Source organism: Janthinobacterium sp. SUN073, assembly GCF_030397665.1.
Classification (GTDB): domain Bacteria; phylum Pseudomonadota; class Gammaproteobacteria; order Burkholderiales; family Burkholderiaceae_D; genus Janthinobacterium.
Genome location: NZ_JAPUBT010000012.1, coordinates 129,846 through 145,538, shown reverse-complemented (window position 1 = coordinate 145,538; position 15,693 = coordinate 129,846). Strand labels below are relative to the sequence as shown.

General features: G+C 61.4%; 10 protein-coding genes. 6 read left to right on the top strand and 4 right to left on the bottom strand.

Features of this window, described 5'->3' with window-relative positions:
• Positions 1–134 precede the first annotated feature (134 nt).
• On the top strand, positions 135–1,415 hold the full coding sequence (locus O0882_RS24975; protein WP_289952367.1) for an EAL domain-containing protein: 1,281 nt from the start codon (positions 135–137) through the stop codon (positions 1,413–1,415).
• A 202-nt stretch (positions 1,416–1,617) separates the two neighbouring features.
• On the opposite strand, the gene O0882_RS24970 is transcribed toward O0882_RS24975, so the two are convergent.
• Positions 1,618–1,989, bottom strand: coding sequence for an SPW repeat protein (locus O0882_RS24970; RefSeq protein ID WP_289952366.1), 372 nt, complete (start codon positions 1,987–1,989; stop codon positions 1,618–1,620).
• Positions 1,990–2,111: 122 nt separating this feature from the next.
• Positions 2,112–5,906: a methionine synthase gene (metH, locus tag O0882_RS24965; protein WP_289952365.1), complete on the bottom strand. Its 3,795-nt coding sequence runs from the start codon at positions 5,904–5,906 to the stop codon at positions 2,112–2,114.
• A gap of 553 nt (positions 5,907–6,459) precedes the next feature.
• On the opposite strand from metH, the gene O0882_RS24960 reads away from it, so the two are divergent.
• The gene (locus O0882_RS24960; RefSeq protein WP_289952364.1) at positions 6,460–8,895 is read left to right on the top strand and encodes a hypothetical protein; all 2,436 of its coding nucleotides are present in this window, start codon (positions 6,460–6,462) and stop codon (positions 8,893–8,895) included.
• 62 nt (positions 8,896–8,957) lie between these two features.
• On the opposite strand, the gene fmt is transcribed toward O0882_RS24960, so the two are convergent.
• Together fmt and def are read right to left on the bottom strand one after the other, a co-directional pair.
• Positions 8,958–9,914, bottom strand: a complete 957-nt coding sequence (gene fmt / locus O0882_RS24955) for a methionyl-tRNA formyltransferase (protein ID WP_289952363.1) — start codon at positions 9,912–9,914, stop codon at positions 8,958–8,960.
• Positions 9,915–10,142: 228 nt separating this feature from the next.
• Positions 10,143–10,685, bottom strand: coding sequence for a peptide deformylase (gene def, locus O0882_RS24950; protein WP_289952362.1), 543 nt, complete (start codon positions 10,683–10,685; stop codon positions 10,143–10,145).
• On the opposite strand from def, the gene O0882_RS24945 reads away from it, so the two are divergent.
• The 4 genes from O0882_RS24945 to O0882_RS24930 all read left to right on the top strand — a co-directional run bounded on the left by O0882_RS24945 (position 10,678) and on the right by O0882_RS24930 (position 15,691).
• Positions 10,678–10,956: a hypothetical protein gene (locus O0882_RS24945; RefSeq protein WP_289952361.1), complete on the top strand. Its 279-nt coding sequence runs from the start codon at positions 10,678–10,680 to the stop codon at positions 10,954–10,956. The two genes, def and O0882_RS24945, sit on opposite strands and share 8 nt — an antisense overlap.
• A 32-nt stretch (positions 10,957–10,988) precedes the next feature.
• Positions 10,989–12,092 (top strand): DNA-processing protein DprA, encoded by a 1,104-nt coding sequence (gene dprA / locus O0882_RS24940; RefSeq protein WP_289952360.1) that lies wholly within the window; start codon positions 10,989–10,991, stop codon positions 12,090–12,092.
• Between the two features lie 94 nt (positions 12,093–12,186).
• Positions 12,187–12,651, top strand: a complete 465-nt coding sequence (locus O0882_RS24935) for a DUF494 domain-containing protein (RefSeq protein ID WP_096233791.1) — start codon at positions 12,187–12,189, stop codon at positions 12,649–12,651.
• 373 nt (positions 12,652–13,024) lie between these two features.
• Complete coding sequence (locus O0882_RS24930; RefSeq protein WP_289952359.1) at positions 13,025–15,691, top strand: DNA topoisomerase III; 2,667 nt, start codon at positions 13,025–13,027, stop codon at positions 15,689–15,691.
• Positions 15,692–15,693: the final 2 nt, after the last annotated feature.

Below are 15,693 nucleotides of genomic sequence, written 5' to 3'. Positions count from 1 at the left end.
GTTGACGACAATACGCCGGATTGCTGCCAAAATACCCACAGCGCGGGCGAAATTCAGCTAAAGTATTGTCAATAGTGAACCTTGATGCGGGCACCGCGCGGCCGGTGTCACTCGACCTGATTGATGAAGACTTAATGATCGATATTTCCAGCAATGACATCACCCCGAAACCCTTGCGCGTGCGCGAGTTCTATCTGGGTCGACAACCTATTCTCGACCGCAACCAGGCCCTGTTCGGCTATGAGTTGCTATTCCGCAACGCTCCGGTCGGCCCCGCCAACATTACCAGCGACCTGTCCGCCACGGCGTCCGTGATCGCCCACGCTTCCCAACTGGGGATGGAAAAGGTGATCGGCGACGCGCTCGGTTTCGTCAACGTCGATGCCGACGTGATCATGAGCGATATCTTTGTTTTCCTGCCGCGTGAAAAAGTCGTGCTGGAAATCGTCGAATCGATGCCCGTCACGCCGGAAGTGCGCGCGCGCATCAGTGAACTGGTGGGCCATGGTTTTACTTTCGCGCTGGAAAACGTGGTGGCCGATACGGCACAAGTGCAGGAATTGTTGCCGCTGGTGCAGTACGTCAAGATGGACATGAGCACGGTCGACCCGAAAGTGCTGGCGGCGCTGGCGCCCCGTTTCAAACGGGAACACAAGAAACTGGTGGCGGAAAAGGTCGAGACGCGCGAAGAATTCAAGTCAGGCCTGGACCTGGGCTTCGATTATTTCCAGGGTTATTATTTCGCCAAGCCCGCCATCATGACGGGCAAGAAGCTGTCGCCGTCGCAACTGGCCGTCATGGAACTGATGACTCTGGTGACGTCGGATGCCGACAACATGGATATCGAGCGCGCCATCAAGCGCGACGTGTCGCTGGCTTTGAACCTGTTGCGTTTGGTGAATACACCGGCCGTGGGGGCGCGCCAGCGCATCGATTCGCTGAGCCAGGCCGTGACCGTGCTGGGCCGCCGCCAACTGCAGCGCTGGCTGCAAATCATGCTGTACGCGGAGCCAAGCAAGCGCGGCCATAGCATGACGCCGCTGCTGATGCTGGCCACCACGCGCGGCCGTTTGCTGGAGTTGCTCGCGCATAAACTGCGCCCGAACCATTCCCATTCGGCCGATATCGCCTTTACGGTCGGCATCATGTCCCTGATGGATACCCTGTTCGGCGTGCCGATGTCGGAAATCCTCAGCCAGATCGAAGTGATCGATGAAGTGGCCGAAGCGCTGCTGTCGCGCGAAGGCTTCTACGGCGACCTGCTGCGCCTGGCCGAATGCATCGAGCGCATCGAAGACATGGAAGGCGAGATCGTGCCGACCCTGCGCGACCTGGCCATGTCGCCGGACGACCTGGTGGAGCTGGAAATGGCCGCCTACGAGTGGAGCGACAACGTAGTCCGCTACGCTCTGTAGTTGGCACCTGACCAAACCTACTGCGCGTCGGCATAGGCGGCTTGCGATGCTCACCGTACTAAAGTACGGCTCCGCTTCTCGGCCACCTCTTCCTTCCGCTCGCTACGGTTTTGTCAGGTGCTGAGACGTCGCGTATCTGCGGTGCTGTTCGTATTTTAAAAAGCCCTGCACGGCTTAGCCGTGGCAGGGCTTTTTTGCGCCGCTACGCGGCGGCGCCGGGCCAGTGCTTGTGCAGCTCGGGGTCGGTGCGCAGTTCCCACAGGGCCAGCACGACGACGGCGATGCCGACGATCAGCTCGTTCCACATGACGACGCGCTGTTCGGCGATGCGCAGGACCCATGGCGAGACGGCGACCCAGACGCCCACCAGCAGGTTGACGACGACGGCCCAGAAATAGGTCTTGTACAGGTCGAAGGCGGCCAGGATGGCGATCACCAGGCCCGAGACAAAGGCATTGAGCATCTGCGGTGAGCCCTCGGGATAGGAAAAGGCCCAAGGCGAAACGAGCAGCCACAGGCCCAGCAACAGGATCACTTGATCTTGCCAGCGTTTCAGTTTGAAATTGCTTGCCATATATCCTCCTTAGCCAGTCAGGGAACGGGCCGGAGCGGGCATGCAGCATGCCGACCGGCATACTGCGTTAGTGCGCTGCGGCGCGCGATAAGTTCCGCGCGCCTTGTGCTTATATTATGGCACTACGACAGATTCGGTGCCAGCCAGCGTTCCACGTCCTCGATGCTGGCGCCGCGGCGCTTGGCCATGTCTTCCACCTGGTCCATGCCGATCTTGCCGACGACGAAGTATTTCGACTCCGGGTGGGCAAAATAGAAGCCGGAGACGGCCGCGCCGGGGAACATGGCATACGATTCCGTCAGCTGCATGCCGATGTCCTCGGCCTGCATGACCTCGAACATCTCTTTCTTGACCGTGTGCTCGGGGCAGGCCGGGTAGCCGGGCGCGGGGCGGATGCCGACGTATTTTTCGCCGATCATGTCGTCGTTGCTCAAGTGCTCTTCCGGCACATAGCCCCACAAATCCTTGCGCACGCGCTCGTGCAGGTATTCGGCAAACGCTTCGGCCAGGCGGTCCGCCAAGGACTTCAACATGATGGACGAGTAATCGTCGTGCGCATCCTCGAAACGCTTTTCGTATTTCTCGATGCCCAGGCCGGAGGTGACGGCGAACATGCCGATGTAATCCTTCACGCCCGACGCCTTCGGCGCAATGAAATCGGCCAGGCACTGGTTCGGCCGCTGCACGCCGTCGACCACGGGTTTCACGCCCTGCTGGCGCATGCCGTAATACGTAAACGCCACGCTACTGCGCGTATCGTCCGTGTACACCTCGATATCGTCGTCATTGACGCTGTTCGCCGGCAGCAATGACACGACGCCATTGGCCGTCAGCCAGCGCCCGTCGATGAGTTTTTTCAGCAGGGCCTGGCCTTCCGCGTAGACCTTGGTGGCCGCGTCGCCCACCACTTCATCGGTGAGGATGGCGGGGAAGGGGCCGGCCAGGTCCCAGGTCTGGAAGAACGGGCCCCAGTCGATGTAATTGGCCAGGGTGGCCAGGTCGACATTTTTAAACACGCGGCGGCCGATGAACTTCGGTTTCACAGGCGTGCAGGCGCCGTCGAAGGGCACGAGCATCTTGTTGGCACGCGCTTGCGCCAGGGGCAGGATGGGCAGCGCCTTCTTGTTGGCGTGCTGCTCGCGGATGCGTGCGTAGTCGAGTTCGATGTCTTGCACATACTTGTCGCGCTGTTCCGGCGTCAGCAACGATTGCGCCACGGACACGGAACGCGAGGCGTCCGGCACGTAGATCACGGGGCCTTCGTAGTTGTGCGCGATTTTCACCGCCGTGTGGGCGCGACTGGTGGTGGCGCCGCCGATCAAGAGGGGAATCTTCAGCATGCGGAAGTGTTCGTCGCGCTGCATTTCCTTGGCGACATATGCCATTTCTTCCAGCGACGGCGTGATCAGGCCGGACAGGCCGATGATGTCCGCGTTTTCCACCTTGGCGCGGGCAAGGATTTCCGAGCAGGGCACCATCACGCCCATGTTGACCACTTCGAAGTTATTGCACTGCAGGACGACGGTGACGATGTTCTTGCCGATGTCATGCACGTCGCCTTTCACGGTGGCCATGATGATCTTGCCCTTCGGCTTGGCGACGATACCCGTGCGTTTTTCTTCCAGCAGCTTTTCTTCCTCGATGTAGGGAATCAAATGGGCCACGGCCTGCTTCATCACGCGCGCCGATTTCACCACTTGCGGCAGGAACATCTTGCCTTGGCCAAACAGGTCGCCGACCACGTCCATGCCGGCCATCAGCGGGCCCTCGATCACGTGGATTGGGCGGCCGCCATTGTGCAGCAGTTCCTGGCGCGCTTCTTCCGTGTCTTCGACGATGAATTGCGTGATGCCGTGCACCAGCGCGTGCGACAGGCGTGCCTGCACCGTGCCTTCGCGCCAGGCCAGGGTTTGCGCCTCGGCCTTGCCGCCCGCCTTCAGCGTGCCGGCGATCTCGATCATGCGCTCGGTGGAATCGTCGCGGCGATTCAGCACCACGTCTTCCACGCGCTCGCGCAATTCCGGGTCGAGGTTGTCATACACGCCCACCATGCCGGCGTTGACGATGCCCATGGTCATGCCAGCCTTGATGGCGTGGTACAGGAAGACGGTATGGATGGCTTCGCGGGCTGGATCGTTGCCGCGGAAACTGAACGACACGTTCGACACGCCGCCCGAGATTTTCGCGTACGGCAAGTTTTCCTTGATCCAGCGCGTGGCGTTGATGAAGTCGACGGCGTAATTATTGTGCTCTTCGATGCCGGTGGCGACGGCAAAGATGTTCGGGTCGAAAATGATGTCTTCCGGCGGGAAGTCCAGCGCATCGATCAACAAGTGATATGCGCGCGCGCAAATCTCGATCTTGCGCTCGAAGGTATCGGCTTGCCCTTTTTCATCGAAAGCCATGACGATCACGGCGGCGCCATAGCGGCGGCACAGCTTGGCCTGGCGCAGGAATTCTGCCTCGCCTTCCTTCATCGAAATCGAGTTGACGATGGCCTTGCCCTGCACGCATTTCAAGCCCGCCTCGATGACCGACCATTTCGACGAATCGACCATGATGGGCACGCGCGAAATATCGGGTTCCGAGGCGATCAGGTTCAGGAAGCGCGTCATGGCGGCCAGCGAATCGAGCATCGCCTCGTCCATGTTGATGTCGATTACTTGCGCGCCGTTTTCCACTTGCTGGCGTGCCACGGAGAGCGCCTCGTCGTATTGCTCGTTGAGAATCATGCGCGCGAACGCCTTCGAGCCCGTGACGTTGGTGCGCTCGCCCACGTTGACGAACAGCGATTCGTCGTTAACGACGAACGGCTCCAGGCCGGCCAGGCGCAAGTCGTGCGATGGGGCCGGCACGCTGCGTGGCGTGTTCTTTGACAGCAATTCGCCGATGGCGGCGATATGCTCGGGCGTGGTGCCGCAGCAGCCGCCCGCCATGTTCAAAAAGCCTGCGTCGGCGAATTCGCGCAGCAGGGCGGACGTGTCGGCTGGCAACTCGTCAAAGCCCGTATCGCTCATGGGGTTGGGCAAGCCCGCGTTCGGGTAGATGCAGACAAAGGTGTCGGCGATCTTGGCCAGCTCTTCCGCGTACGGACGCATCAGGGCGGCGCCCAGCGCGCAGTTCAGGCCGATGGTCAGCGGTTTCGCATGGCGCACGGAATTCCAGAAGGCGGGCACGGTCTGGCCCGACAAAATGCGTCCCGAGGCATCCGTGACGGTGCCGGAAATCATCAAGGGCAGGCGCACGACGGTCGGATTTTGCTCGTAGAACAGGTCGATGGCGAACAGGGCCGCCTTGCAGTTCAAGGTATCGAAAATGGTTTCCACCAGCAGCACATCGGCGCCGCCTTCCACCAGGCCCTGCGTCTGCTGCAGGTAGGCGGCCACCAGCTGGTCGAAACTGACGTTGCGCGCGGCCGGGTCGTTCACGTCGGGCGAGATCGATGCCGTTTTCGGCGTGGGGCCCAGGGCGCCGGCGACGAAGCGCGGTTTGTCCGGGGTGGAGTACTTGTCACAGGCGGCGCGCGCCAGCTTGGCCGCCTGCACGTTCATTTCATAGGCCAGGTGGGCCATGTGGTAATCGTCTTGCGCGATCGTCGTGGCGCCGAAGGTATTCGTCTCGATCAGGTCCGCGCCGGCCGCCAGGTAGCGCTCGTGGATTTCCTGGATGATGTGCGGCTGGGTGAGCGTGAGCAGCTCATTGTTGCCTTTAACGAACAATTCGCGCGCGCCACTGTCGGCCGGCGCGGCAAAATCGATGAAGCGGCCGGCGGGGCCGCCACGGTACGCTTCTTCGTCGAGCTTGTATTGCTGGATGATCGTGCCCATGGCGCCGTCGAGGATCATGATCCGCTGCGCCAGAATGGCGCGCAAGGTGGCTTCGGTCGGGGACATGGCGGGGATCACGGTATCGTTCATTTCATGCTTTCAATAGGCAAACGGGCGGCGGCGCGGCGACAAGACAGGTACGGGGCGGTTGCGGGTCAGCAGGATCCGCTGACGGAGAGTGCCAGCCGGGTAGGGCGGGCAGAAGGTGGCAATCGCCTGATTTCACCGGGTCTAAAATTATACGGCATCAGGCTGCTTTGGTTTTAAGCAAAAGCGGCCGTTCGCCCCACGGCAAGCTTTCTTGCAACACATCGCCTTGCGCCTGGCCTGTTTCTGAAAATAACATTCCTGAAAATCTTGCTCAAAACGTTAATTCTTCCGCCAAAATTGGCAGAAATGGATGTCGACCAGGATGTGGAAAAATTTTTACATTATTTTTGCCATATCAGCCTGTTTTTAATGAATCAAAAGTAGCAATAGTTGTCTTTAGGAATCGAATTAACCGATAATATTGGTTCCTCGAAAGTAAATTCTCACCAAAAGTCACCAATATGTCACATTTCTCTCGTGTTCTCTCCGGCATCGCGCTGCATCAGCATGGGGGCCAGCCGTGAAAAACCATTTGCTTGTTGCATTGTTTGTCATGTTGGGTCTGTCCGCCTGCGGTGGCGGTGGTGGTGGCGACACGGTGGTGGCGACCACCTCGGGCAATCCCGTCGTGATTCCTGCCGTGACGGCCGTTTCGGCGGCGAACGTCGCCGTGGGTGGCAGCCTGGTAGTCACGGGCACTAACCTGGGCCGCGTGACGGCCTTCCAGGTGGGCGGCGTGACGCTTGCCACCAGCGCCGCCAGCGACACCAGCGTGACCCTGGCCATGCCGGGCGTGCCCGTATCGGGCGCCTTGAGCCTGGTCAGCGCCAGCGGCACGGCGGCCACCAGCTATAACGTCAATGTGTACCTGCCATTGAGCGTGGGCAGCATCGCACCAGCGATGGGCGGCGTCGGTTCCAGCGTGACGATCGCGGGCGGTGGCATGGGCGCCGTGACGGCGGTGCAGTTTGGCAATGGTGCTGCGGCGACGCCGCAAAGCCAGACGGCCGGCAGCGTGACCGTGCTGGTGCCCCTGGGTGCGGCAACGGGGGCGCTGACGGTGCGCGGTCCTTACAACGATGCCATCAGCAGCGATACGTACCAGGTCTTGGCGAGCGTGGTCGTGACGTCGATCACGTCGGCTGTCAACAGCGGGACCTTGTCGGTGACGCTGCAGGGCAGCAATCTTGACCAGGTCAGCTCGGCTTCGGTGGGCAAAACGCCAGCCCTTATCGTCAGCGCCAATGCCAGCCAGCTGGTGTTGTCTGCACCAGGCTCGGCAACGGGCGATGTGATGCTGTCAGCCGCTGCGCGCATCGCCGTCAATGCGGGTACGGTGTCGGCCTTTACCTTGGGCAGCATTGATTTCGCGCAGGTACTGAACCTGAACGCCAGCAATACGGCCTTGCGCCTGACGCGCGGCAAGCAGGCCGCCGTGCGCGTGTCCGTGTTGGCCACGCAAGTGGGCCAGGCTAGCCCCGCAGTGACCTTGGTGGCGACCGCCGCCAATGGCAGCAACCTGGGCAGCATCAGCATGAGCGGTCCATCGGTCTTGCCGACGGCGAAAAGCGATTACAGTTTCAACGGCAATTTCAGTGCCGTCCTGCCTGCAGGCTGGATCTTGCCCGGCGTGCGCGTACGCGTGACGGCCGTGGGCAATGATGGCGTGCAAGTGAGCCAGGACGCGGCGCCGGCCGTCTCCAGCGCGGCGCGCATCCGTCTGGTACTCGTGCCCTTGAGCACCGATGATGGCGTGGCACAACTGCCTGACGCCAAGGATATCCGCGCCGCGCTGCTGCGCGTATATCCGTATGCGACGGAAAATATCAGCATCACCACGCGCACTGCGCTGAGCATGCCTGGCAGCAGCACGGCCGACAGCTGGTGGAGCACTGCTCTGGGAGAGCTGGAAAGCAAGCGGATGCAGGAAGACAGCGGCGCCTATTATTATGGTTTCGTACCGAAAATGTCTGTCACCCGTGCCGCCGGCCTGGCCTATATCAACGGACGCAGCAGCGGCAGCGACAGCACCTCGGCCATCGGCCTGGACGCCAGTGCTATCAGTGTCGCGGCGTTCGATCCCTTCGGCAATGGCTGGCCTGAATGGCTGACCACGCTCGTGCATGAGCTGGGTCACAATCACTCGCTGCAGCACGTTGCCTGCGGCAACCCGGCTGGTGCGGTGACCGACTACCCGTATACGGATGGCAATCTGGGCCCGCAACCGCTGTATAACAGCGACTATGCGGGTAGCATCGGCCAGCTGAGCAAGGCCGTCTATGGCGCCACGCCGATGAAGGACGTGATGAGCTATTGCAGCGGCGCCTGGTTCTCCGACTACAGCTATGCGCGGGTGCAGCAATTCCTGGAAAAACGCAGCACGCAAATGACGGGCAGCAATGTGTTGGCCGCCAGCATGTCCGTGGCAGAAAATGGCTACCTGACCATTTCCGGCAGCATCACGCCGGCCGGTATAGCCTTGCGTCCAGCCGTTGCCTCGTCCACGCGTGTGGGCGCAGCGGCCAGCGGCAGCGGCCAGGCGTACACCCTGCGGGTGCTGACGTCATCGGGAGCAACTATCGACTTGCCCTTCGATGCGGTCACCGTGGCCGACCACGGCGGCAGCGCCATGCGCCACTTCCGCGTCAGTTTCGCCAACCCGGGCGATATCAGCGACGTGGAAGTATTGTCAAATGGTAAGCCATTGACCCGGCTGGAGCGTTCGGCGCGCCACAGCAAGGCCGCCAACGATGGCAGCTTTGAGGTAACGCAAAGCGCTGGCCAGCTGGCCCTGGTTTGGGATGCCCAGGCGGAGCCGTATGCGGCCGTGCTGCACGTGGCAGCCGATGGCCGCAAGACGGTGGTCGCCAGCGGCTTGACGGGTGGAAATGCCAGCGTCGACGTCAGCGCCTTGCCGGCCGGCGGACGTTTCGAGGTCAGCCTGTCGTCGTCCGTGGGCGGACGTTTGATGCAGGTGCAGCGCCGCTAAGGCCGTGGCTGGACGTAAAAAGGGCTTGCCGCGGCAAGCCCTTTTTTTATGGCGCCAGGTTCTTAAACGAAGCGTTTGCCTTCCAGCGGGAAACCCTTGATGAATTCGGCCGCGGGCAGGCGCTTGCCGCCCGGTTTTTGCAGCTCCGTCAGGCGCAGGGAGCCATCGCCGCAGGCCACGACGATGCCGTGCTGGGCATCGGCCGCCAGCACCTGGCCCGGCGCTTCCTTGCTGTCCGCTTCGAGTACCTCGGCGGCCCAGATCTTGATGGTGACGCCATCGACCTGGCCGCAGGCGCCGGGAAACGGATTGAAGGCGCGGATTTTCAGGCCCAGTTCCAGCGCAGGCTGGCTGAAATCGAGCGCCGCCTCGTCCTTGGCGATTTTTGCCGCGTAAGTGACGCCCGCTTCCGGCTGCGGCACGGCTTCCAGCGGCTGCTGTTGCATCTTGCGCAGGGTCTCGACGATCATCTTGCCGCCCAGGGTGGCCAGTTTGTCGTGCAGGCTGGCGGTGGAATCGCCCGCTTCGATGGGCGTGCGCTCGATGGCCAGCATGGGGCCCGTATCGAGGCCTTCTTCCATCTGCATGATGGTCACGCCCGTTTCATCGTCGCCGGCCTCGATGGCGCGGTGAATCGGTGCGGCACCGCGCCAGCGCGGCAGCAATGAACCGTGGATATTGATGCAGGGTTTGATGTCGAGTGTGCTGCGCGGCAAGATCAAGCCGTAGGCAGCCACTACCATCACGTCGTAATCGGTGGCCAGCAGGCGCTCGTGGGCCGCTTTTGCCTCGGCGGCGCGCTGCGGGTCCTTGCTGTCCAAGCGCAGGGACAAGGGCTGCAGCACCTCGATGCCATGCTGTTGCGCATATTGCTTGACGGCCGAGGCGTGCAGTTGCATGCCGCGTCCGGCCGGGCGGTCGGGCTGGGTCAGCACCAGCGGAATGTCGAATCCCGCTTCGTGCAAGTCTTTCAGGGCCGTGGCGGCGAATTCAGGCGTGCCTGCGAAGATCACTTTCATATGGTTCCTTGACGTGAGGTGCGCAGGCCCGCGCCGGAGGCGCCAGGCTGGCATGGTGTTACGGCGACTGTTGCTGCTTAGTCTATCAGCAGTACTGCAAAAACTCCTTTAACACCTTACAAAACCGTAGCGAGCGGAAGCGAATTGTGGCTGAGAAGCGGAACTGTGCTGGAGCACAGTGAGCATCGCAGGCCGCAAGTCGCGACGCGCAGTAGGTTTGGTCAGGTGTTAGAAGCGGCGGTTCTGAGCGCGCAGACTCGCTTCGCGCTCGAGACCACGGATTTCCTTGATCATCTTGGCCTTGATGCGGTTGCGCTTGAGTGGCGACAGGTATTCGACGAATACCTTGCCCAGCAAATGATCCATCTCATGCTGGATGCAGACGGCCAGCAAGCCATCGGCTTCCAGCTCGAACTGCTTGCCGTGGCGGTCCAGGGCGCGCACCTTGATGCGGGCCGGACGCTCGACGCCATCGTAGACGCCGGGCACGGACAAACAACCTTCGTCGTAGACCTGCTTTTCTTCGCTGGCCCAGGTGATTTCCGGGTTGACGAACACTTGCAGCTGGTTTTTCTCTTCGGTGATGTCGATCACCATCATCTGGATATGCGCGTCCACTTGCGACGCTGCCAGGCCGACGCCTGGGGCGTCGTACATGGTTTCGGCCATGTCGTCGATCAGGGTTTGCAGGCGCTCGCCAAATTCGGTGACGGGCTTGGCGATCGTGTGCAGGCGCGGATCGGGGTAACGCAGGATATTTAATATGGACATACGGATTCGACTGGTTAAGGTGGGCGCGGTGCGCCGGATTATTCATGCCTGGGCCATGCGGACGATGGCAGGGCTATTTTATTCGTATGCGCTACGGCGGGGCGCGTATGGCGCAACGGCGCGGCAGATGCGTTTGCCAGTGCGCTATTCGTTTGCTGCAAAGGGAAATTTTATCACAGACGCCCATGGCGCTGTGGATGCGGGGCCGTTTTGCAGCGCCATTGCACGCATCCTTGCGCGCGTCGGTATCGCGTGTCTGGCAGGGCGCTAGCATGGGAGGGCACAGTACACAGTGAGGTTGTCATGCATGCAATTGCAGCAACGGCAGACACGGCCACGGAACTGGCGGGCTGGCTGCGCCTGCAGCATCTGCCCGGCGTGGGGCCGGTGGCGGCGCGCGCCTTGCTGGCCCGCTTCGGCTTGCCGCCGCAAATCTTTGCCGCGCCGTTCGATGCCTTGCGCGAGGTGGTGCCGGTCAGCGTGGCGCGTGCCATCGTGCAGCCGCCCAAGCCGGTGGCCAACAGCCAGCTGGCGCTCACCCTGCAGTGGCTGCAACGGCCCGGCAATGCCGTGCTGACCCTGGCCGATGCCGCGTATCCGCCCCTGCTGCTGGAAATCGCCGATCCGCCGCTATTGTTATATGTACGGGGGCGGGTGGAACTGCTGTCGCGTCCCGGCGTGGCCATCATCGGCAGCCGCAATGCCAGCGCGCAAGGCATGCAGAATGCGGCCGCCTTTGCCCACGCCCTCAGCGCGGCGGGCCTGACCATCATTTCCGGGCTGGCGCTGGGCATCGACACGCACGCGCACGAGGGCGGCTTGCGCGGTGCGGGCGCCACCGTGGCCGTGATCGGCACGGGCGCCGATTTGGTGTATCCGCGACGCAACCTTGATCTGGCGCAAAGAATTGCCGAACAAGGTTGCATCGTCAGCGAGTACGCGCTGGGCTTGCCGGCCATGCCAGCTAACTTTCCGCGTCGCAATCGCCTGATCAGCGGTCTGGCGCGCGGCGTGCTGGTGATCGAGGCGGCCGCGCAATCGGGCTCCCTGATCACGGCCCGCCTGGCCGGCGAGCAGGGGCGCGATGTGTATGCCTTGCCCGGTTCCATCCATGCCACCCTGGCCAAGGGTTGCCATGCGCTCATCAAGCAGGGCGCCAAGCTGGTCGAGTCGGCCGATGACGTGCTACAAGAGTTGCACTGGCTGGGCGGCGTTCCCCTTGTGCCGCCAGTGGTGGCAGACGAGACGCCCCTGCTGGCCGCACTGGGGCACGATCCGCTCGATGCCGATACCCTGGCCGCGCGCAGCGGCCTGGCCATGGGCGCGCTGATGGGCGAATTGCTGGCGCTGGAGCTGGCGGGCTTGCTTGAACGCTTGCCGGGAGGACTGTTTCAACGCTGCAAATGACAGCTTGTCACTTGTGTGGCGGCCTTGCCGCACGGGCGTGCTTTGTCGGTGCGCACCCTTGTGTCGCAGCGAACTTAGCTGATAGAGTAGAGCCATGTTCGATATCCTGGTGTACCTCTACGAGACTTACTATCGCCCCGACGCCTGCCCCGAGCCGGCAGTCCTGGCGCGCAAACTGTCGGCCGTCGGTTTCGACGACGTGGAGATTTCCGAAGCGCTTGTCTGGCTGACGGACTTGAACGCCATGGCCGGTGTCGAGCAAACCCTGACGGCCAGTTCCACAGGCACGCGCTTCTATGTCAAGCAGGAAAGCGACGTGCTGGGCACGGCCGCCATCGGTTTCATCCAGTTCCTGGAAAGCGCCAAGGTGCTCTCGCCGCTGCAGCGTGAAATCGTCATCGAACGGGCGCTGGCGCTCGACGAGGCCCCCGTTTCGCTGGGCAAGCTGAAAGTCATCGTGCTCATGCTGCTGTGGAGCCAGGGCAAGGAACCGGACGCGCTGATGTTCGACGACCTGTTTGTAGACGACGAAGACCTGCCTCCCCGCCTATTGCACTAATAAAAATGTCCATGGCGGCGTTACAGCGTCTTGCCGTACTGGCGTACTGTCTGCGACGCTGCGCCTTGCCCTGAACATTTTTATGCTGTCTTGCGGCTGCCACTGCAGCCGTTGGGCCCGATCCTGGCGCCGCTGCCGCGCCATCCCCTTTAAGATGCCCTGCACCGGCGCACACGCCAGCCCATTGTGTTTGCGCTGGCGCATTCTTGCTTGCAGATAACTTGCCGAATTCTTCAATAGGCGCTTATCATTGGCCGCTTGACAAGACCACAAGTCACAAGGCATTGCGCAGACAAAAGCGTCGGTGCCTGGCAATGCACTGTATGATGCGCATGCTGAAACTATCCTAGAGCATTTTTCGAGACCACAAAATATGACAAAAACCCTCATCATCGCCGAGAAGCCTTCTGTCGCGAACGATATCGCGAAGACGCTTGGCGGCTTCACCAAGCACGATGAGTACTTTGAATCGGATGAGTACGTCCTGTCGTCGGCGGTTGGCCACTTGCTGGAGATCGCCGTACCGGAAGAATTCGACGTGAAGCGCGGCAAATGGAGTTTCGCGCACTTGCCGATGATTCCACCGTATTTCGCGCTGAACCCGATCGCCAAGACGGAAGCGCGCCTCAAAGTATTAAACAAGCTGATCAAACGCAAAGACGTCACCACCCTCATCAATGCATGCGATGCGGGGCGCGAAGGCGAGCTGATTTTCCGCCTGATCGCGCAAAACGCCAAGGCCAAGCAACCGGTCAAGCGTTTGTGGCTGCAGTCGATGACGCCGGGCGCCATCCGCGACGGTTTTTCGCACCTGCGCAGCGACGAAGAAATGTTGCCGCTGGCGGACGCGGCCCGCTGCCGTTCGGAAGCCGATTGGTTGATCGGTATCAATGGCACGCGTGCCATGACGGCGTTCAATTCGAAAGAAGGCGGCTTCTATCTGACCACCGTGGGCCGTGTGCAGACGCCGACGCTCTCGATCGTGGTTGAACGCGAAGACAAGATCAAAAAATTCGTGCCGCGCGACTTCTGGGAAGTGCGTGCCGAATTCGTGTGCGCGGCCGGTATCTATGAAGGCCGCTGGCTCGACACGAAGTTCAAGAAAGATGAGAACGACCCCGAGAAGCGCGCCGAGCGCCTGTGGAGCAAGACGGCTGCCGACTCGATCGCCACCGCCTGCCGCGGTCGCCAAGGCATCGTCACGGAAGAATCGAAACCGACCACCTCGATGGCGCCGGGCCTGTTCGACCTGACCAGCTTGCAGCGCGAAGCAAACTCGCGTTTCGGCTTCTCGGCCAAGAACACCCTGGGCCTGGCCCAGGCGCTGTATGAAAAGCATAAAGTGCTGACGTATCCGCGTACCGATTCGCGCCACCTGCCGGAAGACTACATGCCGACCGTGCTGCAGGCGCTGGAAACGGTCAAGGAAAACAGCAACTATCACCAGTTCGCCAAGCAGATCATCGACAAGGGCTGGGTCAAGCCGAACAAGCGCATCTTCGACAATACCAAGATCTCGGATCACTTCGCGATCATTCCGACGACGATCGCGCCAAAGAATTTGTCCGAACCGGAACAAAAATTGTACGACCTGGTCACGCGCCGCTTCATGGCCGTGTTCTTCCCGCCTGCGGAATTCCAGGTCACCACGCGCTACACGGAAGTGTCCGGCCATCAGTTCAAGACTGAAGGCAAGGTCATGACCAATCCGGGCTGGCTGGCCATCTACGGCAAGGAAGCATCGACGGACGCGGATAAGGAAAGCAACGGCAACGGCAACCTGGTGCCAGTCGCCAAGGGTGAGAAAGTACAGACGGAAAGCGTCAACGCCAACGGCCTGGTCACCAAGCCGCCCGCGCGCTTCACGGAGGCGACTTTGCTGTCGGCCATGGAAGGCGCCGGCAAGCTGATCGACGACGATGAGCTGCGCGATGCGATGGCCGGCAAGGGTCTTGGTACGCCAGCGACGCGCGCGGCCACCATCGAGGGCTTGCTGACGGAACGCTACCTGATCCGCGAAGGCCGCGAACTGATCCCGACGGCCAAGGCCTCGCAGCTGATGACGTTGCTCAAGGGCCTGGGCGTCAATGAATTGACGGCGCCGGAGCTGACGGGCGAGTGGGAATACAAGCTGTCGCAAATGGAAAAAGGCAAGATTTCGCGTGAAGAATTCATGCGTGAAATCGCGCAGATGACGCAAATTATCGTCAAGCGCGCCAAGGAATACGACAACGACACCATTCCTGGTGATTACGCCACCCTGGAAACGCCATGCCCGAATTGCAGCGGCGTGGTGAAGGAAAACTACCGTCGTTTCGCCTGCACCAAGTGCGAATTCTCGATGAGCAAGACGCCGGGTTCGCGCCAGTTCGAAATCGCCGAAGTGGAGCAATTGCTGAAGGACCGCACCATTGGCCCGCTGCAAGGTTTCCGCTCGAAGATGGGCCGTCCGTTCGCCGCCATCCTGCGCATCGTGCGCGATGAAGAGATCAAGAATTTCAAGCTGGAATTCGATTTCGGCCAGAACGACGAAAGCGAAGATGGTGAAGGTGTCGATTTCACGGGCCAGACGCCCGTGGGACCTTGCCCCAAGTGCAACGCCGGCGTGTACGAGATGGGCCTGGCCTATGTGTGCGAACACAGCATGGCCAAGCCGAAGACGTGCGATTTCCGCAGCGGCCGCATCATCTTGCAGCAGGAAATCTTGCCGGAACAAATGGCAAAACTGCTCAACGATGGCAAAACGGACTTGCTGCCGGGCTTTGTGTCGCAGCGTACCCGTCGCCCGTTCAAGGCTTTCCTCGTACGCGGCAAGGATGGCAAAGTGAGCTTCGAGTTTGAAGAGCGCAAGGCCAAGCCGGGCGCCAAGCCGAAGGCGGCAGCGACCGAGGTCGAAGGCGAAGAAGGCGCGGCGCCAGCGAAGAAAACGGCCGTCAAGAAAGCGGCAGCCGTCAAAAAGGCGCCAGCGAAGAAAGCTGCGGCCGTGAAAAAGCCGGCCGCCAAAAAGGCGCCGGCAAAGAAAGCGGCAGCGGCGGAGTAATC